Source organism: Cupriavidus sp. 05N39 (assembly GCF_056397325.1).
Window position 1 is genome coordinate 65,887 of the sequence record NZ_JBFTNE010000026.1, and the last position, 25,341, is coordinate 91,227.

Here is a 25,341-nt window from a genome sequence, read left to right on the forward strand (position 1 = left end):
TGAATACTTAAAAGGTATGGCTTTGGACTTGCGTCACTTACGTTACTTTGTCGCCGTCGCGGAGGAACTCAACTTCACTCGCGCTGCCGAGCGGCTGCATATCGCGCAGCCGCCGCTGAGCCGGCAGATCCAGCAGCTGGAAGAGGGGTTGGGGGTGCAACTGTTCGAGCGCAACGCGCGGCCGCTCAGGCTGACCGAGGCCGGGCGCTTTTTCTACGCGCATGCCCTGCAGTTGCTGGCGCAGGCCGCGGAACTGGAGTCGATGACCCGGCGGGTGGGGCAGATCGAGCGGAAGATGTCGGTCGGCTTTGTCGGCTCGACGCTGTACGGCATGCTGCCCAAGATCATCCGGCGCTTCAGGACTGAGCACCCGGAGATTGAACTCAGCCTGCATGAGATGACCACCATGGACCAGATCGCGGCGCTCAAGCAGGGCACCATCGACGTGGGGTTTGGCCGCATACGGCACGAGGACCCGAATGTGCGCCGGGTTGTGCTGCGCGAGGAGCGCATGATCGTGGCGCTGCCGGTCGGGCATCCGCTCTCGCTGGTCAGGCCGGTACTCTCGCTGCACGACCTGCTGGGCGAGACCCTGATCATCTTTCCCAAGGCGCCCCGTCCCAGCTATGCCGACCAGGTGCTGGCGGCATTCCATGACCGCGCCCTGCAGCCGGGGCGCATCCATGAGGCGCGCGAACTGCAGATCGCATTGGGGCTGGTGGCGGCGGGGGAGGGTATTTCGATCGTCCCGAGCAGCGTGCACGGCCTCAAGCGGGACGACATCAGCTACAAGGAGCTGGACGATCCCAACCTGGTGTCGCCTATCATCATGAGCACGCGCAGCCTCGATGAGACCGAGGAGATCAGCGCCATGCTCGACATGATCTACCGGCTGTACGAAGAGGAGAGGCTGGATTTCCTGCCGCCGGGCTAGGAACAGATCCAATGCGCAGAGGTTGCTGCCTGGATGGGGAGGGGCTTGATTTTATTGGGTTTTACCTTGTCAACTCTTATATAAGATATAAGACGTTTGACCTAAAACGCACTTCCATTTAAAATCGCGGCACAACCGGTTTTTGCAACCCTATTACTCCGCAGGTTCCCATGCTTGAAAACTATCGCGCCCATGTTGCCGAACGCGCCGCGCTCGGCATTCCCCCTCTGCCGCTGACCGCCAAGCAGACTGCGGAACTGATCGAATTGCTGAAAGCGCCCCCTGCGGGTGAAGAGCAGGTCCTGGTCGACCTGATCACGCACCGCGTGCCGGCCGGCGTGGACGACGCCGCCAAGGTCAAGGCCTCGTACCTGGCCGCCGTCGCACTGGGCAAGGAAGCCTGCCCGCTGATTTCGCGTGCCAAGGCAGCCGAGCTGCTGGGCACCATGCTGGGCGGCTACAACATCTCCCCGCTGATCGAACTGCTGGACGATGCCGAGATCGGCACCGTTGCCGCCGAAGCGCTCAAGAAGACGCTGCTGATGTTCGACGCCTTCCATGACGTCAAGGAAAAGGCCGACAAGGGCAACGCCAACGCCAAGGCCGTGCTGCAAAGCTGGGCCGACGCCGAGTGGTTCACCAGCCGTCCGGAAGTGCCGCAAAGCCTGACCGTGACCGTGTTCAAGGTCACCGGCGAAACCAACACCGACGATCTGTCGCCGGCCCCGGACGCCACCACCCGCCCGGACATCCCGCTGCACGCGCTGGCCATGCTGAAGAACGCGCGCCCCGGCATCACCCCGGAAGAAGACGGCAAGCGCGGCCCGGTCAAGTTCATCGAATCGCTGAAGGAAAAGGGCAATCTGGTCGCCTACGTGGGTGACGTGGTCGGTACCGGCTCCTCGCGCAAGTCCGCCACCAACTCGGTGCTGTGGTTCACCGGCGAAGACATCCCCTTCGTGCCGAACAAGCGCTTCGGCGGCGTGTGCCTGGGCAGCAAGATTGCCCCGATCTTCTACAACACCATGGAAGACGCCGGCGCGCTGCCGATCGAGCTGGACGTGTCCAGCATGGAAATGGGCGACGTGATCGAGCTGCGTCCCTATGACGGCAAGGCCCTGAAGAACGGCGCGGTCGTCGCTGAATTCACCGTGAAATCCGACGTGCTGTTCGACGAAGTGCGCGCCGGCGGCCGTATTCCCCTGATCGTCGGCCGTGGCCTGACCGCCAAGGCCCGCGAAGCGCTCGGCCTGGCTCCGTCCACGCTGTTCCRCCTGCCGCACAACCCGGCCGACACCGGCAAGGGATTCACCCTGGCCCAGAAGATGGTTGGCCGCGCCTGCGGCCTGGAAGAAGGCAAGGGTATCCGCCCGGGCACGTACTGCGAACCGAAGATGACTTCGGTGGGCTCGCAGGACACCACCGGCCCGATGACGCGCGACGAGCTGAAGGACCTGGCTTGCCTGGGCTTCTCGGCCGACCTGGTGATGCAGTCGTTCTGCCACACCGCCGCCTATCCGAAGCCGGTCGACGTCAAGACCCACCACACGCTGCCGCAGTTCATCAGCACCCGTGGCGGCATTTCGCTGCGCCCGGGCGACGGCGTGATCCACTCGTGGCTGAACCGCATGCTGCTGCCGGACACCGTCGGCACCGGCGGCGACTCGCACACCCGTTTCCCGATCGGCATCAGCTTCCCCGCAGGTTCGGGCCTGGTGGCTTTCGCGGCTGCCACTGGCGTGATGCCGCTGGACATGCCGGAATCCGTGCTGGTGCGCTTCAAGGGCAAGATGCAGCCGGGCGTCACGCTGCGCGACCTGGTCAACGCGATTCCGCTGTACGCGATCAAGTCGGGCCTGCTGACCGTGGCCAAGCAAGGCAAGAAGAACATCTTCTCGGGCCGTGTCCTGGAAATCGAAGGCCTGCCCGACCTGAAGGTCGAGCAAGCATTCGAACTCTCCGACGCGTCCGCCGAACGTTCGGCTGCCGGTTGCTCGGTGCGCCTGAACAAGGAACCGATCATCGAATACATCAACAGCAACATCACGCTGCTGAAGTGGATGATCGCCGAGGGCTACCAGGACCCGCGCAGCCTGTCGCGCCGTATCCAGGCCATGGAAGCCTGGCTGGCCRAYCCGRARCTGCTGGAGCCGGATGCCGAYGCCGAATACGCSGCGGTGATCGAGATCGACCTGGCCGACGTGCATGAGCCCATCTTGGCTTGCCCGAACGACCCGGATGATGTCAAGACCCTGTCGGAAGTGGCAGGCGCCAAGATCGACGAAGTCTTCATCGGTTCGTGCATGACCAACATCGGCCACTTCCGGGCGGCTTCCAAGCTGCTCGAAGGCAAGCGCGATATCCCGGTCAAGCTGTGGGTTGCACCGCCGACCAAGATGGATGCCAAGCAACTGACCGAAGAAGGCCACTACGGCGTGTTCGGTACGGCAGGCGCCCGTACGGAAATGCCGGGTTGCTCGCTGTGCATGGGTAACCAGGCACAGGTGCGCGAAGGCGCTACGGTGATGTCGACCAGCACGCGTAACTTCCCGAATCGTCTTGGCAAGAATACCAATGTGTATCTGGGTTCGGCTGAGCTGGCGGCGATCTGCTCGCGTCTGGGGCGTATTCCGACGAAGGAAGAGTACATGTCGGATATGGGTGTGCTGAATGCCAATGGCGACAAGATCTACAAGTACATGAACTTCGATCAGATCGAAGACTTTAAGGATGTGGCGGATACGGTGACGCTGTAAGCGGTACTGGTTTTCGATAGGTACGTTTTGGAAGGCCCCTTGCGGGGCCTTTCTTTTATGGTTTATTGGCGGTGTTCATGGCGGGGTGCTCCTTTTTTGAGGGCATTTGGTTTTTTTGGGGGCGGTGTTGGCCGTTGCACCCAAAGGAATACGACATCCCCCTGCGGGGGACGCCGGTCACTCTTCTTTGCTTCGGCAAAGAAGACTAACGAGAAGAAAGCCGACCCTGCCGGGGGCAGAGCAATAAGGCTTTCGGATATCGATGGTTTCGTCGTGCGGCCCGGAGTGCCGGCGGGCTTCTGCCGGTACCGGCTTGACTGACCACGAATCTGCCAGCTTCCGGGATTCGTGGTGCGACCCCCGGTAGCAGACATCACTTGCTTCAAGCCGTCTGTCGCTCGCGTAGTGGCCGCCCACGAAGTTGCAGGCGCACCGGTTCCGTCGTGGGCGCGGTGGCACCGGGTGATATGCCCGAGGTCTTCACCACCGCGCCCGCCCCACCACGAAACCATTGGCAGGCGATGTGTCGTGGTGCTTCGCGCTGGTAACGGCAGATGGCCGAATGGGCAAGGATTCCGCTACCGGGGGCCGCACCACGAATCCCGGAAATTGGCAGATTCGTGACCCTGCAAGCTGGTAGCGGCAGAAGCTAGCAGAACTGCTGGCCGCACGACGAAACCAACAACGCGAAATAGCCTGATTGCTCTGCCCCCGGCAGGGTCGGCTTTCTTCTCGTTAGTCTTCTTTGCCGAAGCAAAGAAGAGTGACCGGCGTCCCCCGCAGGGGGATGTCGTATTCCTTTGGGTTCAACGACCAACACCGCCCCAAAAAAACCAAATAACATTAAAACTCCACCGATTCACCACCTATTCCAAGAATCCAAAACACATAATTCCCAACAGCCAGCGCCAAACCATTAACACTGCACCAACCTGAACAATCGCACATAATGCGGATAAAACCTCACCTAAATCCCCCCTTAGCATCATGGCCCGCCTAAAACTCGAATTCCCCGAAGACCAATACTGCTACTCCACCCACCTCACGGTGCGCGTCACCGATATAAACTCAGCCAACCACCTCGGCAACGACTCGATGATCTCGATGATCTCCGAGGCACGCGCCCGTTTCCTCTTCGAGTTCGGCATCCAGGAAACCCAGGGCGACGGCGTCGGCATCATCGTCAGCGACCTCGCCACTACCTACCGCAACGAGGCGCACGCCCGCGACCAGTTGCTGTTCGAAGTCGGGGTGATGGATTTCAATCGATACGGTGGCGACATCGCTTTCCGCATCACGCGCCCGCATGACCAGGCGCTGGTGGCGATGGCCAAGTCCGGTTTTGTCTTTTTCAACTACCAGATCAAGAAGGTGGTGCCGATGCCGGAAGCGTTCTCGCGGAAATTTGCCAAGGTCAACTGGGTCGACTGAGGCCGGGTTAGCGCGGCAGGCCGCATAGCCGGGCGTGCCGGCCGCGCGGCACACGCGCGACATGGGGTAAGGTGTGTGCAATGCTATCCGCGCCACGCCATCGTCATGGGTTTCTTCGATTCGCTCTTCCTGCGCAAGCCGCCGCCGGACCGTTTCGCGGCGTATTTCATTGCCGCGGCCAGGCGCCAGGGTTTCGAGGGCCGCCTGGAATTCAACGCGGACGAGTTCCGGCTGGAGCACGGGCGCAATGCCTTTTTCAACCTCCACAATGCCTACCGGGCGTATTGCGAGACGCGCGGCGCACAGCGCGACAAGGCGCTGCACAGCTTCGTGGCGACCTTGTGCTCCAGCGGCCAGGCTACGCCAGCCTTGCTGTCGGAGGCCGGCCCCATGCTCCGCCCGCTGATCCGCAGCCGCTCGCTGATCGATGAAATCCGGCTGCATCACATGCGCACCGAGGGCGATGCCTCGAGCTTCCAGTCCGCCTGCCTGCCCTTCGGCGACGATTGCGTGATCCTCTTGGCGGTGGACTACCCGGAAACCACCTCGACCCTGTTGAACGGCCCCTCCGCCTCCTGGCAACTGAGCCTGGACCAGGCGCTGCGGATCGCGGCCGACAACCTGCGCGACCACACCGCCGAGGCCTTCGTGCAGGTGGCCCAGGGCGTGTACCAGGGCGCCTGGAGCGATGGCTACGAGGCCAGCCGCGCGCTGCTGCCGGATGTGCTGCAGCGGGTGCCGGTGCGCGGCCGCCCGGTGTTCATGTTGCCCACCCGCGAGGTACTGCTGGTGACCGGCGACCAGGACGAAGCGGGGCAGTTGCACATGGTGGAGCTGAGCCTGCAGGCTTCGCGGCAGGGCCGCACGATCTCGCCTGCCATGTTCCGCTACGGGCCCGGAGACGCCTGGCACGCGGCGCACGCCGTGCCGTCTGGCCCGGACGTGTCGCATTTCGTGCCGGCCGGCGCGCAGGCGGCACGGCATCTTGCCCACCTCAAGCGGCTGTACCAAAAGGAAGAATACGACACGCAGAAGGCTGCCATCGATCGCCTGAACGAGCACGCCGGCGCCGGTGTGTTCCTGGCGAGTTACCTGCTCTACGGCCAGCAGGACGATCCCGTGGCCTCGTTTTCGGTCGCCACCTGGACCTGCGGCGTGGACACCTCGCTGCCGCGCACGGACCGCATCGCCCTGGTGTGGCCCGATGCCGACGATGCCCCGGGGAAGACGCGGGTGGTGGCATGGCAGCAGGCGCTGGCGCTGCTTGGCGATCTGGTCGAGGAAGAAGCGCTTTATCCCGTCAGGTACCGCGTACGGGCCTTCCCCGACGAAAGCCGCCTGGCGCTGCTCGATGAAGTGGGCTGACGGGGACTGGCGCCGCGTCGCCCGCTAGCGTGTCTTGCGGAAGGTCAGGTTGATCCGCTCGCGCCCCAGCAGCGCGTGGTCGCCGTCCGCCAGCGGCGCGATGCCATGGAACGCCAGGCGCGCTGGGCCGCCCCAAACCACCACGTCGCCATGCGCCAGCCGCACGCGTAGCGGGCGCTCGGCGCGCCGCAGGCCGCCGAACAGGAATATGGCGGGCAGGCCGAGCGAAACCGAGACGATCGGCGCGCGCAGGTCGAGCTCGTCGCGGTCCTGGTGCAGGGAGAGGCGGGTGCCGGGCGCGTAACGGTTGAGCAGGCAGGCGTCCGGCACGAAATCCGCAAAGCCGGCAGTGGCGGCGGCTTCGCGCGCCAGGGACAGGAACGCCGCCGGCATGGCCGGCCATGGCTGGCCGCTAAGTGGATCGGCCGCTTCGTAGCGGTAGCCTGTGAGATCCGAGACCCAGCCAAACGGGCCGCAGTTGGTCATGGCCACCGACATGCGCAGGCCGCCCGGCGTGATGAGGTGGCGCCATGGCGCTTGCGCGGCAATGCCGCGCACGGCGTCCAGCAGGTTCTGGTCATGCTCGCGCGCGAAGCCGCGCAATACCACCGCGCCGGGCACGATCGGCTCGGCATGGGGTGCGTCTTGCGGCAGGGAATCGAACAGGTCAAAGGTCATGGCGTTCTGGCGGGCGGGCGCTGCAGCCCTGCGCTAAAACGACATGGTAAGCGCGAACGCGCGTGGCTGCTGCGGGGGTTGCGGCATAGGCGCCGCAGCCCCCGTCGCTCGCGTCCGGTCAGGCGAAGGTGTCGACCTCGCCGCGCGCGAGGGTGCGTGCCACCGGCGCGGCGGGGCCGGCATTGACAGGCGCCGTGGTGGCGCCTGCCAGCGTGCCGAAGCCGCTTTGCGGGCTGCCGGGCTGGCGTTGCTGTTGCTGCTGACCGTTGCCGGCCTGGCCGGCAAAGCTGTCGGCGCCGACCGAGGTCTGGCCAAGCTGGATGCCGTTGTCCGCCAGCGCGGTGCGCAACTGCGGCAGCGCTGCTTCGACGGCGGCACGCACGGCCGCGTGGGGCGAGACGAACTGGGCCTGGGCCTGGTCGTTGACGACGTTGAGCACGACCTTGAGCGGGCCGAGATCGGGCGGGTTGAGCTGCAACTCGGCGGTGTGGTTGCCCTGGGTCGACAGGCGCACCATCTGCTGGCCGAGCGCTTGCGGCCACTGGCCGTCGCCTACCGGCGGGGCGATCGGCAGCGAGGTGGCTGGCGGCAGGCCGCCGGTGGTGGGCGCCTGGCTCGCGGCCATGGTGCTGGCGGCCATCATCGGCGTGGCGGTCACGCCGGCGGGCGCGGCTTCCGTGCTGGCCGGCTCGGCGGCGCGCGTGGCTGCGGCCAGTTGCATCGGGTTGGCTGGCGCGGCGGTGGCGGCAACCTGAGGCTTGCTGTCCTTGCTGGCTTCACCAAGCTGGAGCTGGGCCTTGTACGGCTGGCCGGCGGTGTCCTGCTGCCCGGCGCCGGACTGTCCCTTGCCGGCTTGCTGGCCCGCCATTGCAGCCGCGAGGCTGGCGGCCAGGTCCGGGCTGGCCTTGGCAGCGTCGCCGGCCGGCGTGGCAGCCGGCTTGTCCGTGGCCGCGGCCTGGGTGCTGGCCGGGGTTTGCGGCGCGGGCTGCAGCGCGGCGCGCTGGGAGGCGATGGTGGCCAGCGTATCGGCTGCCGCCGAGCTTGCCGGTGCGGCGGCGTCGGGCGTGGTGGTTGCGGTAGTGGCCAGGGCGGGGGCCTTCAGGTCCTTCAGGCCGGCCTGGGTGGCCAGGGCAGCCGTGCCAGGCAGTCCGGCCGCGGCAGTTTGCGCGCCGTTGGCTGCCGGCGTGGCAGGCTGGGCCGCTTGTGGCGCCAGCAGGGCGGCAAGCGCAGCGGCGGCGGAAGTGGCGGGGGGGTCCGGCTTGGCAGCTACCGCATTGCCTTGCGTGGCTTGCGTGGCTTGGGCAGGACCGTTGTCGGCGGCGGCGCCATCCTTGCCGTTTGCGTCGGCGCGGGCAGGGGCACTGTCGGCGCATTGATTGCTGCCGGCGCTCTGGTTGCTGCTGGTGCGGTCCTCGCTGCGGGCGCGCGCCAGCGCATCGCCGAACCCCTGCGGCTTCGCATCGGCGCCGCCGGCGTTGTTGGCGTTGCGCGAGGAGGCCGCCGTGCTGGCGGCATTGCTGACAATCTGGCTGATATCGATCATGTTGGGATTCGGTCTTGCTGGGCGGCTTAGCGGTGGCGGCCCGCGACTTGCAGGCGGGCCGCGCGGGCGGCGTATTCGTCGGTGTCGCGTTGTTCGCGACGCGTGCCGGCTAGGTGTTCGCGCGTCTCCGCGCGGGTAATCAGGGTGTCGAATGAGTTCTGGCGGCGTTTGTGCTGCTGCCAGTTGGCGCGCCCGGCGAGCAACTGCGCCTCGGCCCTGGCCAGCGATTCCGTCTGCTGGCGAATGGCGGTATCGAGCGAGGCCAGGAACTGCGCAAAGTCCTGCCAGCGCGTGGAGGTCATGCCGTCTTGCGCGATGGCCTGCATGCGCTCGCGGTATTCCTGCCGGTACTGGGTGAGCGCGGCCAGTTGCTGCTCCGCCTGGTTGCGCAGGCCTTGCAGCCGGCCCAGCTCGCGCGCGGCGGCATCCGTATCGTTCTGGGCCAGGTCGGCCAAGGTATTCAATGCAGATGGCTTAGCCATGTTCACTCCGTTGGAAGAGACTATGCAACTGGCCGATCGAGTCGCCGTAGCCGGCGCGCTCGTGGATGTCCTGCTGAAGGAATGCTTCCATCTGCGGATGCAGGTGGATGGCGAGATCCAGTTCCGGATCGTTGCCCGGCACATAGGCGCCCACGCTGATCAGGTCGCGGTTGCGCTGGTAGCGCGACATCAGTTGCTTGAAGCGCCGCACCGAGGCAAACTGCGGCGGCTCGATCAGCGCCGTCATGGCACGGCTGATCGAGGCCTCCACGTCGATGGCAGGGTAGTGGCCGGATTCCGCCAGGCTGCGCGACAGCACGATATGGCCGTCGAGAATGGCGCGCGCGGAATCCGCGATCGGGTCCTGCTGGTCATCGCCCTCGGTCAGCACCGTGTAGAAGGCGGTGATCGAGCCGCCGCCTTCGGGGCCGTTGCCGGYGCGCTCSACCAGGGYSGGCAGCTTGGCGAACACCGAGGGCGGATAGCCCTTGGTGGCGGGCGGCTCTCCGATGGCCAGCGCGATCTCGCGCTGGGCCATGGCATAGCGCGTGAGCGAGTCCATGATCAGCAGCACATGGCGGCCCTGGTCGCGGAAATACTCGGCCAGGCGCGTGGCATAGGAGGCGCCCTGCATGCGCAGCAGCGGCGAGGTGTCGGCCGGCGCGGCCACCACCACGGAGCGCGCGCGCCCCTCCGGTCCCAGGATGTTCTCGATGAAGTCTTTCACTTCGCGGCCGCGCTCGCCGATCAGGCCGACCACGATCACTTCGGCGCTGGTGTAGCGCGCCATCATGCCCAGCAACACGCTCTTGCCCACACCGGAGCCGGCGAACAAGCCCATGCGCTGCCCGCGGCCCACGGTAAGCATGCCGTTGATGGCGCGTACGCCCACGTCCAGCACGGTTTCGATGGGCGCGCGCGACAGCGGGTTGATCTGCGTGCCGCCAAGCGTGACCTCGGTGGCCGCGGTGATGGGGCCTAGCCCGTCCAGCGGACGCCCGGCCGCATCGAGCACGCGCCCGAGCAGGCCTTCACCCACGGGCAGGCGTTTCGAGCCCGGTTCGCGCGGGGTGGTGTCGCCGCTGGGCAATGGCGTGGGTTCGAGCGGATAGACGCGCGCGCCGGGCACCAGGCCCACCACGTCGGACTGCGGCATCAGGTAAAGCCGGTCGGCGCCGAAGCCGACCACTTCCGCCTCGGCCAGGCGCGGGCCGGAGGGCTTGCCGGACATCTGGCCGCCGGGCAGTTCGATCAGGCAGTCGCTGCCCACCGGCAGGCGCAGGCCCACGGCTTCCAGCACCAGGCCGGCGGCGCGGGTGAGGCGGCCGCAACTGCGCTTGCTGTCGATCTCGGCAATGCCGGCCGAGGCCGCGGTGAGCGCGTCGCGCCAGCGCTGGCCATGCAGGCCCGGCACGCCGGCAGCGGTGAAGTCCGCGGTGAAGTCCGCAGTGAAGTCCGTAGTGAAGTCCTTACGGGCCGCGCTATCAGGCATGGGGCGGCTCCCACGGGTCGTCGCGCCCAAGCGCCTTGACCACGCGGCTCCAGCGCGTGGACAGCGTGGCATCGAGCTCGCCGCTGGCGGCGCTCGCCACGCAGCCGCCGCGCGCCACCGCCGGGTCGGCGCGCACGCTCCAGCCGGCGGCTTGCAGCTCGCCGGCCAGGTGGGTTTCCACCAGCGCGACGTCGTCCGGATTGAGCAGCAGGCAGGGCGAGCCCGACAGCGCCGGCTCGGCCGCCAGCAGTTCGCGCACCGCGGGCAACAAGATGGCGGGATCCGCCAGCACGGCCTGCTGCACGAGATGGCGCGCCACATCCAGCGCCAGGGCGATCAGGGTCTGGGCCACTTCTTCGTCCACGCGTCCAAGCGCGTGGCTGAAGGTCGCGGCGAGTTGTTGCAGGTGGGAGGCTTCGCTGCGGGCGCCTTCGAGGCCGCGCGCATAACCTTCGYGGTGGCCGTCGCCGTAGCCCTGGGTCTGGCCCTGGGTATAGCCCTGGGCGTAGCCTTCCTTGCGCGCGCCTTCGCGCATGGCGTCGAGCGCGGCAAAGTCGATCGGCGGCGGCGCCGGCTCGAAGGGCAGGAACTCGGTCGGCTCCGGCTCGGCCTTGCGTGGATCCAGCGACACCATCTGCCAGCGCTGCCAGCCGTTCTTTTGCTCGCTGCGGTCCGCCGGCGCGGCAAAGCACTCGAAGCCGGTCTCCCGTGGCGTGGCGCGGTTGCCCGCGCCGCGGCGCCCGCCGGCGTTGCCGCGCTGGTCGCCGCGTGTTTCGACGTAGTCGCTGTCCGCGGCAAGGTCGCGGAACTGGCGCAGGGCACGTTCAGACGTAGGCATCGTCGCCACCACCGATTACAACTTCGCCGGCTTCGGCCAGGCGTCTTACCACCTGGAGGATGTTCTTCTGTTCGGCCTCGACCTGCGAGACCCGTACCGGGCCCAGCGCTTCGAGGTCTTCGCGCAGCATTTCGCCGGCGCGGGTCGACATATTGCGGATGAACTTGTCGCGCAGTTCCACCGGCGCGCCCTTGAGCGCGACGATGAGCGATTCCGTGGCCACTTCCTTGAGCACCCGCTGGATGCCGCGGTCGTCCACTTCGAGCAGGTTCTCGAACAGGAACATTTCGTCGATGATCTTCTGCGCGAGGTCGGCGTCGTGCAGGCGCACGCCTTCCATCACCGCTTCTTCGTGGGCCGTGCTCATCAGGTTGATGATCTCGGCTGCCGTGCGTACGCCGCCCATGCGGCTGCGCTTGAGGCTCTGGCCCGCCAGCAGCTTGGTCAGCACGTCGGTCAGCTCCTGCAGCGCCCCCGGCTGCACACCGCCGAAGGTGGCGATCCGCAGGATCACGTCCTGGCGCAGGCGCTCGGTGAACATGCCGACGATCTCGGACGACTTCTGCCGGTCCAGGTGGATCAGGATGGTGGCGATGATCTGCGGGTGTTCGTCGCGGATCAGTTCGGCCACCGAGGTGGAATCCATCCAGTTCAGCGAATCGATGCCGGCGCCCGGGTCGCGCGATTCGAGGATGTCCTCGATCACCGACAGCGCGCGTTCCTCGCCCAGCGCCTTGTTCAGCACGCTGCGGATAAAGGCGCTCGAATCGACGTTGAGCGCGAGGTACTGTTCGGTTTCCGCGCGGAACTCGGCCAGCACCGAGGACATCTGCTCGCGCGTCACCGAGTTGAGCGTGGCCATCGCCGCGCCCAGGCTCTGCACCTCGCGCGGGCCGAGGTGCTTGAATACTTCCGCTGCGGCATCTTCACCGAGCGACATCATCAGGATGGCGCTCTTCTGCAATCCTTCATCGGTCATCGCTTGACATCCAGTTCTTGATCACACTGGCAACCAGGCGCGGGTCGCGTTGCGCGGCGTCACGCACCAGGGCGAGATCGCTTTCATATTTAGCGGCGAGCCGCAGGACTTCCGGATTGGCCGGCTCTTCAGGCGGCAGCAAGATGGCTTCGTTGCTGTCGGTTTTTTCCTGTGGCGGCGGCAGCGGCGGCGCGGTGTACTTGCGCAGCACCGGGCGTGCCACCTTGAACCACACGAACAGCGCCAGCAGGGCCAGCAGCAGGTAACCCGCACCGGTCTTGGCCAGCGCGATCATCTCGGGCTGCTTCCACAGCGGCAGTTCCGGCTTGATGTCGGTATCCGCGGTGAACGGGCTGTYGACCACGTTGAGCGAGTCGCCCCGGTCGGCCGAGAAGCCCATCGCTTCCTTGGTCAGGTTCTCGATCTGGGCAAGCTGCGCGGCGGGCAGGGCTTCGGACACGATCTTGCCGTTGGCGCCGGCCTTCTGGCGGTAGTTCACCACCACCGCCACCGACAGGCGCTTCACGCCGCCCGGTGCTTGCTGCACATGGCGCACGGTGCGGTCGAGTTCGTAGTTGGTGGTGGCGTCGTGGCGGCTGCTGCTTGGGCCGGTCTGGGCCGTGGCGGTGGCGCCGGCCTGGGCCTGGCCGGGCTGAGCCTGCTGGCCTTGCTGTCCCGGCTGCTGTCCTGGCTGGTTCGGCTGCCCCGGCCGCGGCGGCTGGGCCGTGGCGATCGGTGCCGTGGCCGGCGCGGGCGGCTGGTTGGACAGCGCGCCCGGCACGCCGCCGACCGGCGCCGCGCCTTGCTGGCTCGATTCGCTGGACTGCTGGCTGCGGATGGCGGCGCGGGTGGGGTCCTGGTTAGGCTTGAAGGACTCGTCGGTGTGCTCGACGATGGAGAAATCCACGTCGGCGGTGACTTGCGCCTTCACATTGTCCTGGCCGAGGATCGGCGCCAGGATGGCTTCCACACGCTGCGCGTAGTTGCGCTCCAGCGCCTGCACGTACTTGATCTGGCCGGCATCGAGCATGCGCTCGTTGGTGCCGCTGCCCGACAGCAGGTTGCCGTGCTGGTCGACGATGGAGATCGACTTCGGCGTGAGTTCCGGCACGCTGGACGAGACCAGGTGGCCGATCGCGGCCACCTGGCCGTCGTCGAYGGCRCGGCCCGGATAGAGCTGCAGCACCACCGAAGCGGTCGGCTTCTGGCGATCGCGCACGAACAGCGTGGGCTTGGGAATGGCCAGGTGCACGCGCGCCGACTGCACCGCGGCGATCGACTCGATCGAGCGGGCCAGCTCGCCCTCCAGGCCGCGCTGATAGTTGACTTGCTCGGCAAACTGGCTGATGCCGAACTTCTGCGTATCCATCAGCTCCATGCCGGTGGTGCCGCTCTTGGGCAGGCCTTGCGAAGCCAGGCGCAGCCGGGTCTCGTGGACTTTCTCGGAGGGCACCATCACCGCACCGCCGCCTTCGGCGAACTTGTACGGCACGTTCATTTGCTGCAGGGAGGCGATGACGGCACCGCCGTCCCGCTCGGACAGGTTGCTGTAGAGCACCTTGTAGTCCGGCGCACGCGACCACAGCACCCCGACCGCGATGGCCGCGGCAAGAGCCGCGCCACCCAGCATCAGGGGCAGGCGCGGATTGGTCTTTAGACGCGCGAACAGCTCGGATTTGTTCGACAGGGCTGTCACGGCGTTCATGCGCGCGTCCCCGTCATGGCCGGGCCGGCATGGGCCAGGACCGGCTGGGCCGGATGGCGGGCGCCGCTCTGGCTGCCCTGTCCACCCCGGCATGCCTGGCTAACCCTGGCTTCGGCATGGCTAAGATCACGCTGCTGACAAAACACGCGTACTCCCCGCGATAGTTGATGAGATTCGGGTCCGGACAGGGCGCGTAAAGACAGCGGCATCCCAGATTCGGCACGGTATCGATCATCATCCAAGGCGGCTGCCGACAATCCGGCGAATAGGCCTCGTTTTCCACCCGAATTCCCGCAATGGCCCAGACGGCGCCGCGAGTACGCTTCGGGGGCTGGCACAGGCGGCGCGTGCGGATGCGGTATTTGTGGCATAGGCGGCGCATGGCGCCAGGTTTGCCGGCAGCGGCCCGGGCGGGTGCCCGGCGCAACCCTTAATGACTCATTTTCGAACCGGTTTCCCCCGGGGCGGGCTTCGGCTGGCCAGGGCGGGGCGGGTTCCAAGCGGATCGCCATGACTACCATCTCTTCTATCGACGGCATGTTGCAGCAATTGCGCGGGCTGGCCCAGAGCGCCACCGGGCAGGAAAGCCACGCTGCGTTCGCCGCCTCGCCGGGCAGCTTCGCCGGTGAACTGCAGCGCTCGCTGGCACGCATCAGCAGCGTGCAGGAGCATGCCTACGGCCAGGCCGAGGCGTTTGAACTGGGCAAGCCCGGCGTTTCGCTCAACGACGTGATGATCGATATGCAGAAGGCCAATGTGTCGTTCCAGACTGGGGTGCAGGTAAGGAACCGGTTGACGGCGGCTTATCAGGAAATGATGAATATGACTGTCTGAGCAAGCRTCGGGCGCGCGCTATTGCGCGCCTGTTGCCATGCTGCCCACGGGCGGCGTGGCGGCGCCAGGCAAATTGAAAGGCGGACCAGCCGGATACAGATCCGGCGCGGTCCGCCTTTTTGCTTTGGTGATGAGAAGCAAATGGCGATGCTAAGGAGGAGCACCAGAGCTTGCCAACGGCCACCGCTCAGGCGGCCTCTCCTCGTTCCAGCCTGTACAGCCAGGCCAGCAGTTCCGCTACGGCGACATAAAGCTGTGGCGGAATATGGGAATCGAGATCGACTTGCATCAGCAAGCTGACGAGTGCCGGCGAGTCGTGCACGTAGACGCCAGATTCGCGTGCGCGCGCAATGATGGACTCCGCCACCACGCCGTAGCCCTTGGCCACCACGCGCGGCGCCGAATCGTCGGCCGCGTAGGATAGGGCAATCGCGGCGCCGCGTTGCGGGTTGCCATCGCTATTGCTGCTGTAGGTGTTGGTGCTTCCCGGTTCGGCCGGCATATCGTTGCTCATGCTCCGCTTCCCGGCTTCGCCGGCACGCCGGTCTCCACGTTCAGCCGCATCAATACGAGTCCATTGGCCGACATATTGCTGGATAGTTCGCTGCGCGCGTCGTTAAGGCGGCTGGCGACGCCGGAGTCCGGTGTGACCACGCGCGCTTCCAGGCCGGTGCCGTTTAGCCACAGGCGCGCTTCCACCGTGCCCAGGGATGGCAGGGTGAGCAGCAGGCATGTCGACCAGGCGGCCTGGCCAGCCTGCGCGCCACTGCTTTCGTCTTTATCGCCACGGCGGATTTCCCAGTCCATGGGCGTGCCCGGCCAGGCTTCGCCAACCCAGCGGAACTGCTGGCTGGCCAGCAGCTCCAGCTGCTGGCGTACGGTGCCCTCGGTGCCGGGGTGCACCACGGGACTGGACTGCGGGTTGTTGCTCGCGTGGTTGGCGGCCTCGCTGCTATCGAAGGCGCGCATAACACTATGCGTCTCGGCACGATGGCTGCGGCCGCTGTCACTCGCATCCTGGGCCGCCGCCTGGTAGGCCTGGGCGGCGTGGTTTGCCAGCGTGGCAATCCGGGCAGCTTCGCGCGCGTGCGGCGGAATGGCAAGGCTGGCTGGCGGCGAGTTGTCCGGTGTGCCGTTGCTGTGCGCCGCGCCATGCCTGACTGGAACCGGGTTGCCCCCGGTGTCTTCCGTAACCGCGGCCTCTGCTGGAACTGCTCCCGCAGGGTTGGGCAACGTGGCCCCGGCCAGTTGCGCCGTGCTCGCGGTGTAAGCCGCCGGCGCCGGCAGCAGCAACACCGGCTGTGCCTGGACGGGCTGCTGCGGGGCGGGATTGCCGGCCAGGGGCGGCTCGCCCGGCCTCGGTTGATTGAAAGCAGCCTGGGGTGCCTTCAGCACGTCGGCCAGAGGACGGTTTCCGCTGACCCACTCGGCCAGGTGGCTTTCGTAGAAGAGGCCGCTGTGCTGGACCAGTCCGGCCAGGGCGGCGCGCACTGTGGCCGGATTCGGTGCGCCGGCGGGCGACGGCAGCATTKGGGCCGCGGCCCGTGCGGGCTGCGCGTCGGTACGGTCAAGCAGGTCGAGAATGGTGCGTGCGGCAAAACTGAGCGTTTCGCGCGTCGAGCCGGTCTGAGCGCTTCGCCCGGCTGCGGCCGTATCCGACTGCAGCGCATCGACGCCGCGGCCTTGAATCGTGCCGCCGCCGGCGGTCTGGCTTTCGCCAGGGGCAATCTTGCCGGTGGGCAGCAGGGCCTCCAGCTTGGAGACCGAGAGCGCATTGCGCAGCCCTTGCGGGTCTGCGCCGCGCAGGAGGGCTGCCGGGTCCGGCGAGATGGGGATGCCGGTCATGGCAATCAGCCTTTAGCGTTCTGAGCGTTTCTGGCGTGCGGGTCGCGCAGCGTTGCCTCAGGCGGCAACGCTGCCGTAGGCGTGATGCAGATCCTGCTGGCGGCGCGCATTGCCCAGCAGCGCGCCCAGCCTGTTCATCTCCGGCGTCAACAGGTTGCGGATGGCAGCGTCGTAGCCAAGGATGCGCTCCAGCCGCTGATACCGGTCCATCCGTTCGCGATCCGAAATGGGCACGCTGTGGTCCATGCGGCGGAGTTGATCCACCTGGACGGTGTAGACCTGCTGCAGTTCGGCCATTGCAGTCCAGTTCCCGGCACGTGCCAGCTCAAGCATCTGCTCGGCAAGCAATTCCAGTTCCCGGTAGCAATGCAGGATCGGGCTCAATGCGGTCATCTCAGCGCTCCGTAACAAGCGACAGGTGTGGGGTAGCGCCATCGGGGGCGTTGCTCATCTCGGACCAGGCGGAAGCCAGGTTCCCGAGCAAGCCGTCCACTTCAGTCAGCAGGGCGGGATCGTTGCGCAGGTTGGCCAGCAACAGGCGCCGCGTCATGTAGTCATAGAGCTGTTCAAGGCCTGCCGAAATCTCACCGCCTTGCTCGTGATCGAGCGCGGCGTTCAGGCCGTTGTCAATGATGTTGATGGCCCTGGTGATGGCGTTGCCCTTGGCCGACACATCGCTGGCAGCCATATGGAACTTCGCCTGGGCAATGGCGGTGCGGGCGCCATCGTAGAGCATCGCGATCAGCTTCTGGGGGCTGGCGTCCATGACGCCAGTCTGGACACCGACTTGGGCATAGGCATTAATGGCGTGACGAGCATACATGGCGATCGATTCCCACGTTCGGTAAGGGTTGTATTACTTGCTGCTGTTGGAGTTGTTCAGCGCATTGAACTGTTGGGTCAGGTATTTGCTGGTGTTGTTCATCTGGGACATGATCAAGTCCAGATTCGTGAACTGCGCCTTGTATTGCGCGACGGTGGCGTTGATGCGGGTCTGCGTTTCGCTGTATTGATCGCTAAGCGACTTCAACGTTTGCGTGATCCCATCCGTCGCGTTCGTCAGGGTGCCCTTGGTGCCGGTCAGCGAGGTCACCAGGCTATTGATCTGGTTGCCATAGCCGTCCTTGCCGTTAGCGTTGGAGAAAAGGCCGGCTACACCATTCGGATCCGTGGTCAATGCGCTGGTCAGCTTGGTGGCATCGAAGGCCATCGTGCCATCGACCTGAAACGTCACGCCGATGTTTGCCAGTCCTGTGACCGCGCCGGAGCCACCCATCTGTGGCGTGTTCAGGATGCCGCGCATCTGGCCCTGAATCAGCCGCAGCGTCGCATCGCCGGTCAACGGGGAAGCGCTTTGGCTGGTGGGATCGTAATTCGACAGACTCGCGGCGGTCTTTTGCAGATTGTTGTAGGCGGTGACGAAGCTCTGCACAGCCGTCTGGATAGTCTTGACGTCGCGTTGCACCGTGACCGTGGTGGTTCCCCCTTGCGTTAGCGACAGCGTGACACCCTGGATGGCGTCGGTCACGGTGTTGCTGGTGCTCTGGACTGCAATATTGTTGACGGTCAACTGTGCATTCTGGGCAACGATCGTTTGCTGCATGCTCTGCACTTCATTGCCGGTCAGATCCTGGTTTTTGCCGGGACTATAGCTCACCAGGTCAGACAGTTTTGTGCCGCCGTCAGTCTCCGCTACGGAGATCCGCATGCTGCTATTGGCGCCGGTGGCGTTGGACGTCAGCACCAGACGGTATGGCGTGCCGCTGCCGTCGTTGACGATGCTGGCGGTGACCCCCCCATTGGCCTTGTTGATGGCGTCGCGGATGCCCTGCAGCGAGTTGTTGGTGCTATCGATCTTGATGTCGAAGCCGCTGGTGCCGGATGCCGGCGGCGGATTCGCCGCGAACGTTGCACCGGTGTACTTGCCGGTCACCGGGTCCAGCGTACCGCCGGTGATCGTCCCGAAGTCGATATGAATGGTACCGGTGCCGATCGCATCGGTCAGCTTGGCCTGCCCGGCGGACACCAGTGATTGTGACTGTGCCAGGGACGACACGTTGACAGCATAGGTGCCCGATACCGCGGAGGTGCTTCCGACCGCGCCAAGCACATTGGCGGCGGACGATGTAGCGGTCGTCGAGTTGAAGAAGTTCGGATCGGATAGTTGCTTAGCCGCCCCCTGGAATGCCGACAGCATGCTCTGCACCTGACCGTAGGCCGACAGCTTCGCCTGATAGCTGGTGGCCCGGTTCTGGATGGCCGTGAGCGGTGCCTGTTCCGCCGTGGTGAGCTGGTCCAGCAGGGTGTTCAGGTCCAGGCCGGAGCCCACGCCAAGGTTCGAGATGGTTGCCATATCGTTCTTATCCGGGAAATTGCTTAAACGGGGCTGAGCCGGCTACCGGTCTCAGGCTTCTTGATGTACGAACAAGCCTTGCGCCTTTTGCAGGGCGTGGGCGATGCGCATGACCTCTTCAGAGGGCAGTTGCCTGATGACGTCGCCGGTGTCCTTGTCCACTACCTTGGTGATCACGCGGTGGGTATCCTGGTCAATTTCGAACTCCACATTGAATGCGGTGGTGCGCAACAAATCCTTCAGGTGCTGGATGGCAGTGTCTTCGGTCATGACAGGAGCTGCTTGTTTGTTTGCGCCAGCCTGCGTGCCAGCGCTGTTGTCGCTCGCGGGTAAGGCAGAGGGCGTGCCCTCGCGGCCTGCGGGAGGCAGGGACGGAGAGAGCGGCAGCGGCGGGATCAAGCTTGTCGGATTTGCCATGACCGTTGTCGGGGGTGGGTTCGAAACGCTTTCGCAGGGCAAAGGGGCCCTGCGAAAACCCTCCGGCACAAGGCCGGGCTTGTGGTGGCCCGGCCCTGGTGCTTCGTATTACTGCATTAACGCAGCAGCGACAGCACGCCTTGCGTGGTCTGGTTCGCTTGAGCCAGCACCGAAGTGCCGGCTTGCTGCAGGATGTTGCCGCGGGTCATGTTCGACACTTCCGTGGCGTAGTCAGCGTCTTGAATACGCGAACGCGACGACGACAGGTTGGTGATGGTCGTGCCAAGGTTGGCGATGGTGGAATCCAGACGGTTCTGGATCGCACCCAGCGAGCTGCGCAGCTTGTCAACCATCGACAGGGCCTTGTCGAGGACGTCCAGCGGATTGGCGGTGGAGGTCTTACCGCTCGTAGCGTTGAGGGTGAACTTCCCAGCGTTCGCCGAGTCTTCATATACCGCGTTCGCCGAGCCATCGGTCACCTGGCCGTTGCTGTGAACGAACAGCTTCTCGGCCGTGTTGGTGGTAAGCGCGCCGTTCATATCAACATTGACCGGGTTACCACCCGTCGTAACCGCACCGCCAGCTGCGGTGRTGTAGGTAGCCCCACCGAGCACCGTAGTGATTGCATTGGCGCCGTTGCTTGCTTGAACCTGAGTTGTCAGGGCTGCGGCCGAGATATGCAGATTAGTCGCATTTGCCGTCGCAACGCCGCCAGTGAACGCGTAGCTGGGAGCGTTGGCCGCGTTGCCCACGGTGATTGAGCTCAACTTACCGGCTGCACCCGATGTGCCGATTGCCTTGATCAGGTCGCCAGCGCCGCCGCCGTTGTTGATATCCGCCTGCGTGAGGGTGCCGGCCAGATCGTTCTCGGTCAGGTTGCCTGCAGCGTCCACAAACAGCTTGTTACCGCTGGTGGCCGAGGTCAGCATGCCATTGCTGTCAATGTTGGCGGAAACCGCTTGATTGTTGCCGATTTTGATCGACACATTGGTAACGTTCCCAGCAGCCGGCTTCAGGTCGCTCGAGATGCGCGCGGCAGTACGTGCCGTGTCGGCAAAGGAGAAGTCCGTGCCGTTATAGGTGTAGTTTGCGATGGTGGCAATGCCGGCGTCGTTGACCGTATCACCAGTAGCAACCTTGCCGAGCACATTGGCCAGCGTGGCGCTGTCAGCGCCAGTGTAATTCTTGGAGTAGGCGGTGGTGCCGTTGGTCGTTGCGCCTGCGGTAAAGYCGGCTGCCAGCAGGTCCTGGCTGGTAGCGGCCGTATTCGGCGTGCCGGTGCCAGACACGTTGAAGCCGGTCATGTTCAGCGTCTTCGTGCTGATTTCCTGCAGATTCACCGAGATGGTCTGGCCGTCGCTGGCGCCAACTTGAATGTTCAGGGGCTTTGCCGAGCCAGACAGTACCTTGACGCCGTTGAAGTCGGTCTGCGTGGAGATGCGGTTGATTTCGTCCATGCGCTGGCCGATTTCATCCTGGATCGACTTCAGGTCGTCTGCCGAATTCGAACCAGTCGCTGCTTGCACCGACAGGGTACGGATACGTTGCAGGTTGTTCGTGACTTCGGTCAGCGCGCCTTCAGTCGTTTGCGCCAGCGAGATGCCGTCGTTAGCATTTTGCTTGGCTTGGGTCAGGCCGTTGATGTTGGCGGTGAAGCGGTTGGCAATGGCCAGGCCGGCTGCGTCGTCCTTGGCGCTGTTGATGCGCAGGCCCGACGACAGGCGTTGAATCGCCGTGTTCAGCTGCGATTGCGATGCATTCAGGTTGTTCTGAGTCATCAGAGACAACGAATTGGTATTAATGACTGACGCCATGGTACGACTCCTATATGCAGTGATTTATGCAGTCCGGCGGGTGCCGTAACGTTGGCTGACTGCGTTGCAGTGCGTGTAGTGCCTCCGTTGTTAGGGTTATCGACCGGGGCGGGAAAAGATTTAGTGTGATCTTTGGGGCAATGTGCAGAAGTTTTTTCGCGGATAGCTTCCGAGCGGCTCTGGGGGTGGCTGATGCGGGCGGGGCCATCGCACGAAAGCTGCGCCGCTTGTGCGCACAACCGGCTGGCGCGCCCTCCCTGGTTATCTCCGCTTGCGGGTCCGTGGCGTATACAAACTCACAAACTCCGGCGAAGTCTCCGCCCCGGGCACCGCCGCCATGGCCTCCGGCGCATGGGCGGGCGTGATCACGGCAATGGCGTGCTTGTAGACGACTTGCGGCTGCGGGTCTCGCGGCGATTCCGCCAGCAGCACCATATAGTTGTCCGAGGCCACGATCACGCCGTGCAGGCGAATGCCGCTCGACAGGTGTACGACGACAGGGCTGTGGCTGGCGCTGAGCGTGGAGAACTGCAGCTGCTGCAGTTGCCTGCTCGGACGGGTGATCCTGGTTTCCTTCTTGTTCACAACGTCTCCGGAAGAGCCCGCACGGGTTCTGGCGGCTGGCAAGGGTCCAATATATGGGCCCGGGCAATAGGGGGGTTACAGCACGGCCTGGGGTGGGCTGCGGCGTGGCCTGGGTGCGGCGGGGGATGAAATATCCGCTCTCTGTGCTGGCGCTGGATCTGGCTGCATGGATCACGTCCGGCCCCGACGTGTGTCCGGGCGGCGGCTCCGATGCTGCCCCGCAAACGCTGGCGGCAGGGGCAGCCGGAAAAGACGGGGGGTACTTCAGGCGCGAGGGTAACAAAATTTTACAAATCGGAACGGTTGGGGGGGGGCGCACCTGAGATCGAGAGTTTCCTCTAATAATACTCTTGCGTCACAATGCTGCGGTTTGCCTTGTTTGCACATGTGCGGCAAGTCCCAACGTCACCAGCGCCCGCAACCCCCGTTCAGCATAGGTTTGCGGGCGGCAAGGTGACCCTGGCCTGCAGTTGCGATGTTTTCCATGCCGCCCATTCGTCACTTGAATGGCGTCGCCAGCACTTTTTCTATCAGAGTTATCCCTGATAGAAATTGGATTTACACCTCATGTAAGCAGGTTTATATTCGCTAACGAGCCTTTCGGCTCATAGCAGTCCTGGAAAGCCTACGAGCACCCCGCGCGTGGGCTTCTTTTTTTGCGTGCCCACTTGTTTTGTTGCGCGCCTTTGGCTGCATGCGCCGCTGGCAGCACTTCGGAGCGCCTGGTTAACATTAGACGACAGGTCGCATCCCGCCAATCGTTCGAATTGCCGGGCTTTTCCCCCTCATATTTGCTTTTGTTCCCGTATTTTCCGTTTTCTTCGGAAATGTCTTGATGTTGCCCTCAAGCTTGGCCCGCTCTCTGCCGTTAAGTCCGCGGTGCGGTGTCGTCCCGGAAATCTGTCCGGGGCGCGGAAAAGCGCGCGCGATGAGAGTAAAAGGAGCCGGGAAGATGCGTTGGTTGCGAAACTTTGGCATTGGGGCGCGCCTGACGGTGGCGTTTTCGCTGGTGGCGTTGCTGCTGGTTGCCGTGGCGGTGCTGGGCATGACGTCTCTGCGCACCATGAACGAATCGATGCGCATCACCGTGGAGGGACGCTTGTTCAAGGTGCTGGATATCGAGCGCGTCAAGCAGGATGCGTTGCGGATCGGGATTCTGGTGCGCGATGCCACCATGAACGAGGACCCGGTTGCGGTAAAGCGCAATGCCGGGGAGATCGCGGGGCTGCGCGAGAAAATGGGCGTCACGCTGGATGAACTTGGGAAGTGGCTGTCCACGTCCGGCAGACCGGAGACCCGGGAGTTGTATCGGGGGCTGACCGAGGCACGCACTGCCTATAACGGCCAGCTCGACATGGTGCTGCGCCAGTTGCAGGGCGGCGAGTTCGATGGTGCCCGCAGCGCGCTGGTGGCGACGCTGCCGGCGGCGCAGGCGCCTTATTTCGACAAGTTGAGCGAACTGACCGAGACCGGCCGCAAGGTTGCGCTGGCTGCCGTGCAGGAGGCGAACGCCAGTTATGAGACGGCCCGCAACCTGCTGCTGGGCCTGGCCGCCGTCGCGGTGGCCCTGGCGGCGGCCCTGGGCATCGGCATCACGCGCTCGATCACGCGACCGGCTCGCCATGCGCTGGAAGCGGCACAGGCGCTGGCGCACGGCAACCTGACGTACGCGATCCAGGTGCAGAACGATGACGAAATGGGCCGCATGCTGGGCGCGCTGGAGCGCGCTTTTGGCCAGTTGGCGGCACTGGTGCACGGCATCCAGGGCGCGACCCGCTCCATCGGTGGCGCTACCCGGGAAATCGCCAGCGGCAATACCGATCTTTCCCAGCGCACCGAAGAACAGGCTGCCTCGCTTGAGCAGACTGCGGCCTCGATGGAGCAGCTGACCTCCACGGTCAAGCAGAATGCCGCGAACGCGCGCCATGCCAACGAACTGGCGGTGAGTGCCTCGGGCGTGGCGATCGAGGGCGGGCGCGCCGTGCGTGGCGTGGTCGAGACCATGCAGCATATTTCGCAATCGTCGGCCAAGGTGGCCGAGATCGTGGGCGTGATCGAGGGGATTGCCTTCCAGACCAATATCCTGGCACTGAACGCAGCGGTGGAAGCTGCCCGTGCCGGCGAGCAGGGACGAGGCTTCAGCGTGGTGGCGGCCGAGGTGCGCAGCCTGGCCCAGCGCTCTTCGTCGGCAGCCAAGGAAATCGGGCAACTGATCAGTGGCTCGGTGGGTCAGGTGGCCCATGGCGCCAAGCAGGTAGAGGACGCGGGCCGCACCATGGACGATATCGTCGGGGCGGTGAAGCGCGTGACCGACATCATGGGCGAGATCGCCGCCGCAAGCGAAGAGCAGTCGTCCGGCATCGAGCAGGTCAACCTCGCCATCAGCCAGATGGAAAGCGTGACGCAGCAGAATGCCGCGCTGGTGGAGCAGGCCGCCGCCGCCGCCGAGAGCCTGCAGCAGCAGGCCGCCGGGCTGGTGGATGAAGTGTCCCGCTTCCAGGTGGCTCCGGAAGAAGCGCATGCGCAGCCGCGCCAGGCGGTACGGGAACTGGCGCGCATGCCGGTGCCGCAAGCGGTACCGGTAGCACGCGTGGCGCCGGCCGCCCCGCGTCCGGCGCCCCATCCTTCCGCTGGCGCCAGGAGCCATCCGGCGGCACGCCAGGGCACGGCGCGCCCGGTCCGGACCGGCAGCGCCGCACCGGTGAAGCCAGCCGTGCAGGCAGCACCTTCAGCACCCGCGGCCCCGGCCGCTGGCGCCAAGGCAGCCACCCGGCCCGCGGTGGCGGCACCGCGCACCGGCGCGGCCGGCACTACCCGCGCCCCTGCGCTGCCCAGCAAGGCCCGTGCTCCGGTGGTGCACCAGAAGCGCGAACCCGTGCTGGTGTCCAAGCCGCTGCCGGCCGCGCGCGCGGCCCGGCCCGCCGTAGCAGCGGCACCCGCGCCGCGCCGCGCCGCGCGCACGCCGGCCGCTGGCGGCTTCGCCGTGGCCAATGGCGACTGGGAATCCTTCTGAGTTCTGCCGCGCCGTCCTGGCGCGGAGCCCGGCAAGCCTGCCGGCGGCGGCTGCAAGGCGAAAGGCTTAGGCCTACAATATCGCCCTTGTATACAAAAAACAGAAAGGAGCGATGCCGCCCGTTCGCGGCGGCATCGCACTCCGTGTCCCTCGCCGTGCGTTCTCTCTCCCGCCAGCCCATGCCCGCCGTCTCCCCGCCATCCTTCCCCTCTCTGTCCGCAGCATCCCCGGCCCCCGGCACGGGGGAGGCTGGCAGCCACGGCCATGCAGCGTCCGG

General features: G+C 65.4%; 21 protein-coding genes. 6 read left to right on the forward strand and 15 right to left on the reverse strand.

Features of this window, described 5'->3' with window-relative positions; translation table 11 throughout:
* Positions 1–22: 22 nt before the first annotated feature.
* The 4 genes from AC1DN0_RS14725 to AC1DN0_RS14740 all read left to right on the forward strand — a co-directional run bounded on the left by AC1DN0_RS14725 (position 23) and on the right by AC1DN0_RS14740 (position 6,486).
* Positions 23–934, forward strand: a complete 912-nt coding sequence (locus tag AC1DN0_RS14725) for a LysR family transcriptional regulator (RefSeq protein WP_441636220.1) — start codon at positions 23–25, stop codon at positions 932–934.
* Between the two features lie 170 nt (positions 935–1,104).
* A complete protein-coding gene (gene acnB, locus AC1DN0_RS14730; RefSeq protein ID WP_477145810.1) occupies positions 1,105–3,690 on the forward strand; it encodes a bifunctional aconitate hydratase 2/2-methylisocitrate dehydratase in 2,586 nt (861 codons plus the stop codon).
* A 987-nt stretch (positions 3,691–4,677) separates the two neighbouring features.
* Positions 4,678–5,121, forward strand: a complete 444-nt coding sequence (locus tag AC1DN0_RS14735) for a thioesterase family protein (RefSeq protein WP_441636216.1) — start codon at positions 4,678–4,680, stop codon at positions 5,119–5,121.
* A 75-nt stretch (positions 5,122–5,196) separates the two neighbouring features.
* Complete coding sequence (locus AC1DN0_RS14740) at positions 5,197–6,486, forward strand: DUF1444 domain-containing protein (RefSeq protein WP_441636214.1); 1,290 nt, start codon at positions 5,197–5,199, stop codon at positions 6,484–6,486.
* A 24-nt stretch (positions 6,487–6,510) separates the two neighbouring features.
* On the opposite strand, the gene alkB is transcribed toward AC1DN0_RS14740, so the two are convergent.
* The 7 genes from alkB to fliF form a co-directional block, all read right to left on the reverse strand.
* Positions 6,511–7,164: a DNA oxidative demethylase AlkB gene (gene alkB / locus AC1DN0_RS14745; protein WP_441636212.1), complete on the reverse strand. Its 654-nt coding sequence runs from the start codon at positions 7,162–7,164 to the stop codon at positions 6,511–6,513.
* A 118-nt stretch (positions 7,165–7,282) separates the two neighbouring features.
* Positions 7,283–8,707: a flagellar hook-length control protein FliK gene (locus AC1DN0_RS14750; RefSeq protein ID WP_477145811.1), complete on the reverse strand. Its 1,425-nt coding sequence runs from the start codon at positions 8,705–8,707 to the stop codon at positions 7,283–7,285.
* 26 nt (positions 8,708–8,733) lie between these two features.
* Entirely contained in the window at positions 8,734–9,189 is a 456-nt protein-coding gene (gene fliJ / locus AC1DN0_RS14755) for a flagellar export protein FliJ (protein WP_441637677.1), read from the reverse strand.
* Complete coding sequence (gene fliI / locus AC1DN0_RS14760; RefSeq protein ID WP_477145812.1) at positions 9,182–10,681, reverse strand: flagellar protein export ATPase FliI; 1,500 nt, start codon at positions 10,679–10,681, stop codon at positions 9,182–9,184. Before fliI ends, fliJ begins: the two co-directional genes overlap by 8 nt.
* Entirely contained in the window at positions 10,674–11,519 is an 846-nt protein-coding gene (gene fliH, locus AC1DN0_RS14765) for a flagellar assembly protein FliH (RefSeq protein ID WP_477145813.1), read from the reverse strand. The genes fliI and fliH overlap by 8 nt, the downstream gene beginning before the upstream one ends.
* A complete protein-coding gene (gene fliG, locus AC1DN0_RS14770) occupies positions 11,506–12,498 on the reverse strand; it encodes a flagellar motor switch protein FliG (protein WP_441636487.1) in 993 nt (330 codons plus the stop codon). The genes fliH and fliG overlap by 14 nt, the downstream gene beginning before the upstream one ends.
* Entirely contained in the window at positions 12,488–14,203 is a 1,716-nt protein-coding gene (gene fliF / locus AC1DN0_RS14775; protein WP_477145814.1) for a flagellar basal-body MS-ring/collar protein FliF, read from the reverse strand. The genes fliG and fliF overlap by 11 nt, the downstream gene beginning before the upstream one ends.
* A gap of 510 nt (positions 14,204–14,713) precedes the next feature.
* On the opposite strand from fliF, the gene fliE reads away from it, so the two are divergent.
* Positions 14,714–15,037 carry a flagellar hook-basal body complex protein FliE gene (gene fliE / locus AC1DN0_RS14780; protein ID WP_441636484.1) on the forward strand — a complete coding sequence of 108 codons (324 nt, stop codon included), beginning with the start codon at positions 14,714–14,716 and terminating at the stop codon, positions 15,035–15,037.
* Between the two features lie 187 nt (positions 15,038–15,224).
* Here the strand turns inward: fliE and AC1DN0_RS14785 are convergent, their stop codons facing one another.
* The 8 genes from AC1DN0_RS14785 to AC1DN0_RS14820 form a co-directional block, all read right to left on the reverse strand.
* Entirely contained in the window at positions 15,225–15,539 is a 315-nt protein-coding gene (locus AC1DN0_RS14785; RefSeq protein ID WP_441636491.1) for an EscU/YscU/HrcU family type III secretion system export apparatus switch protein, read from the reverse strand.
* 8 nt (positions 15,540–15,547) lie between these two features.
* Positions 15,548–16,882, reverse strand: coding sequence for a flagellar hook-length control protein FliK (gene fliK / locus AC1DN0_RS14790; RefSeq protein ID WP_477145815.1), 1,335 nt, complete (start codon positions 16,880–16,882; stop codon positions 15,548–15,550).
* Positions 16,883–16,939: 57 nt separating this feature from the next.
* On the reverse strand, positions 16,940–17,275 hold the full coding sequence (locus AC1DN0_RS14795) for a flagellar protein FliT (RefSeq protein WP_441636480.1): 336 nt from the start codon (positions 17,273–17,275) through the stop codon (positions 16,940–16,942).
* A gap of 1 nt (position 17,276) precedes the next feature.
* Positions 17,277–17,705: a flagellar export chaperone FliS gene (gene fliS, locus AC1DN0_RS14800; protein WP_441636478.1), complete on the reverse strand. Its 429-nt coding sequence runs from the start codon at positions 17,703–17,705 to the stop codon at positions 17,277–17,279.
* A gap of 33 nt (positions 17,706–17,738) precedes the next feature.
* Entirely contained in the window at positions 17,739–19,235 is a 1,497-nt protein-coding gene (gene fliD / locus AC1DN0_RS14805; protein WP_441636476.1) for a flagellar filament capping protein FliD, read from the reverse strand.
* 51 nt (positions 19,236–19,286) lie between these two features.
* Complete coding sequence (locus AC1DN0_RS14810; protein ID WP_441636474.1) at positions 19,287–19,652, reverse strand: flagellar protein FlaG; 366 nt, start codon at positions 19,650–19,652, stop codon at positions 19,287–19,289.
* A gap of 116 nt (positions 19,653–19,768) precedes the next feature.
* On the reverse strand, positions 19,769–21,466 hold the full coding sequence (locus tag AC1DN0_RS14815; protein WP_477145816.1) for a flagellin N-terminal helical domain-containing protein: 1,698 nt from the start codon (positions 21,464–21,466) through the stop codon (positions 19,769–19,771).
* 261 nt (positions 21,467–21,727) lie between these two features.
* Positions 21,728–22,051 carry an RNA chaperone Hfq gene (locus AC1DN0_RS14820; protein WP_441636470.1) on the reverse strand — a complete coding sequence of 108 codons (324 nt, stop codon included), beginning with the start codon at positions 22,049–22,051 and terminating at the stop codon, positions 21,728–21,730.
* A 952-nt stretch (positions 22,052–23,003) separates the two neighbouring features.
* Between AC1DN0_RS14820 and AC1DN0_RS14825 the strand changes: the two genes are divergently transcribed.
* Positions 23,004–25,064 carry a methyl-accepting chemotaxis protein gene (locus AC1DN0_RS14825; RefSeq protein WP_477111314.1) on the forward strand — a complete coding sequence of 687 codons (2,061 nt, stop codon included), beginning with the start codon at positions 23,004–23,006 and terminating at the stop codon, positions 25,062–25,064.
* Positions 25,065–25,341 lie beyond the last annotated feature (277 nt).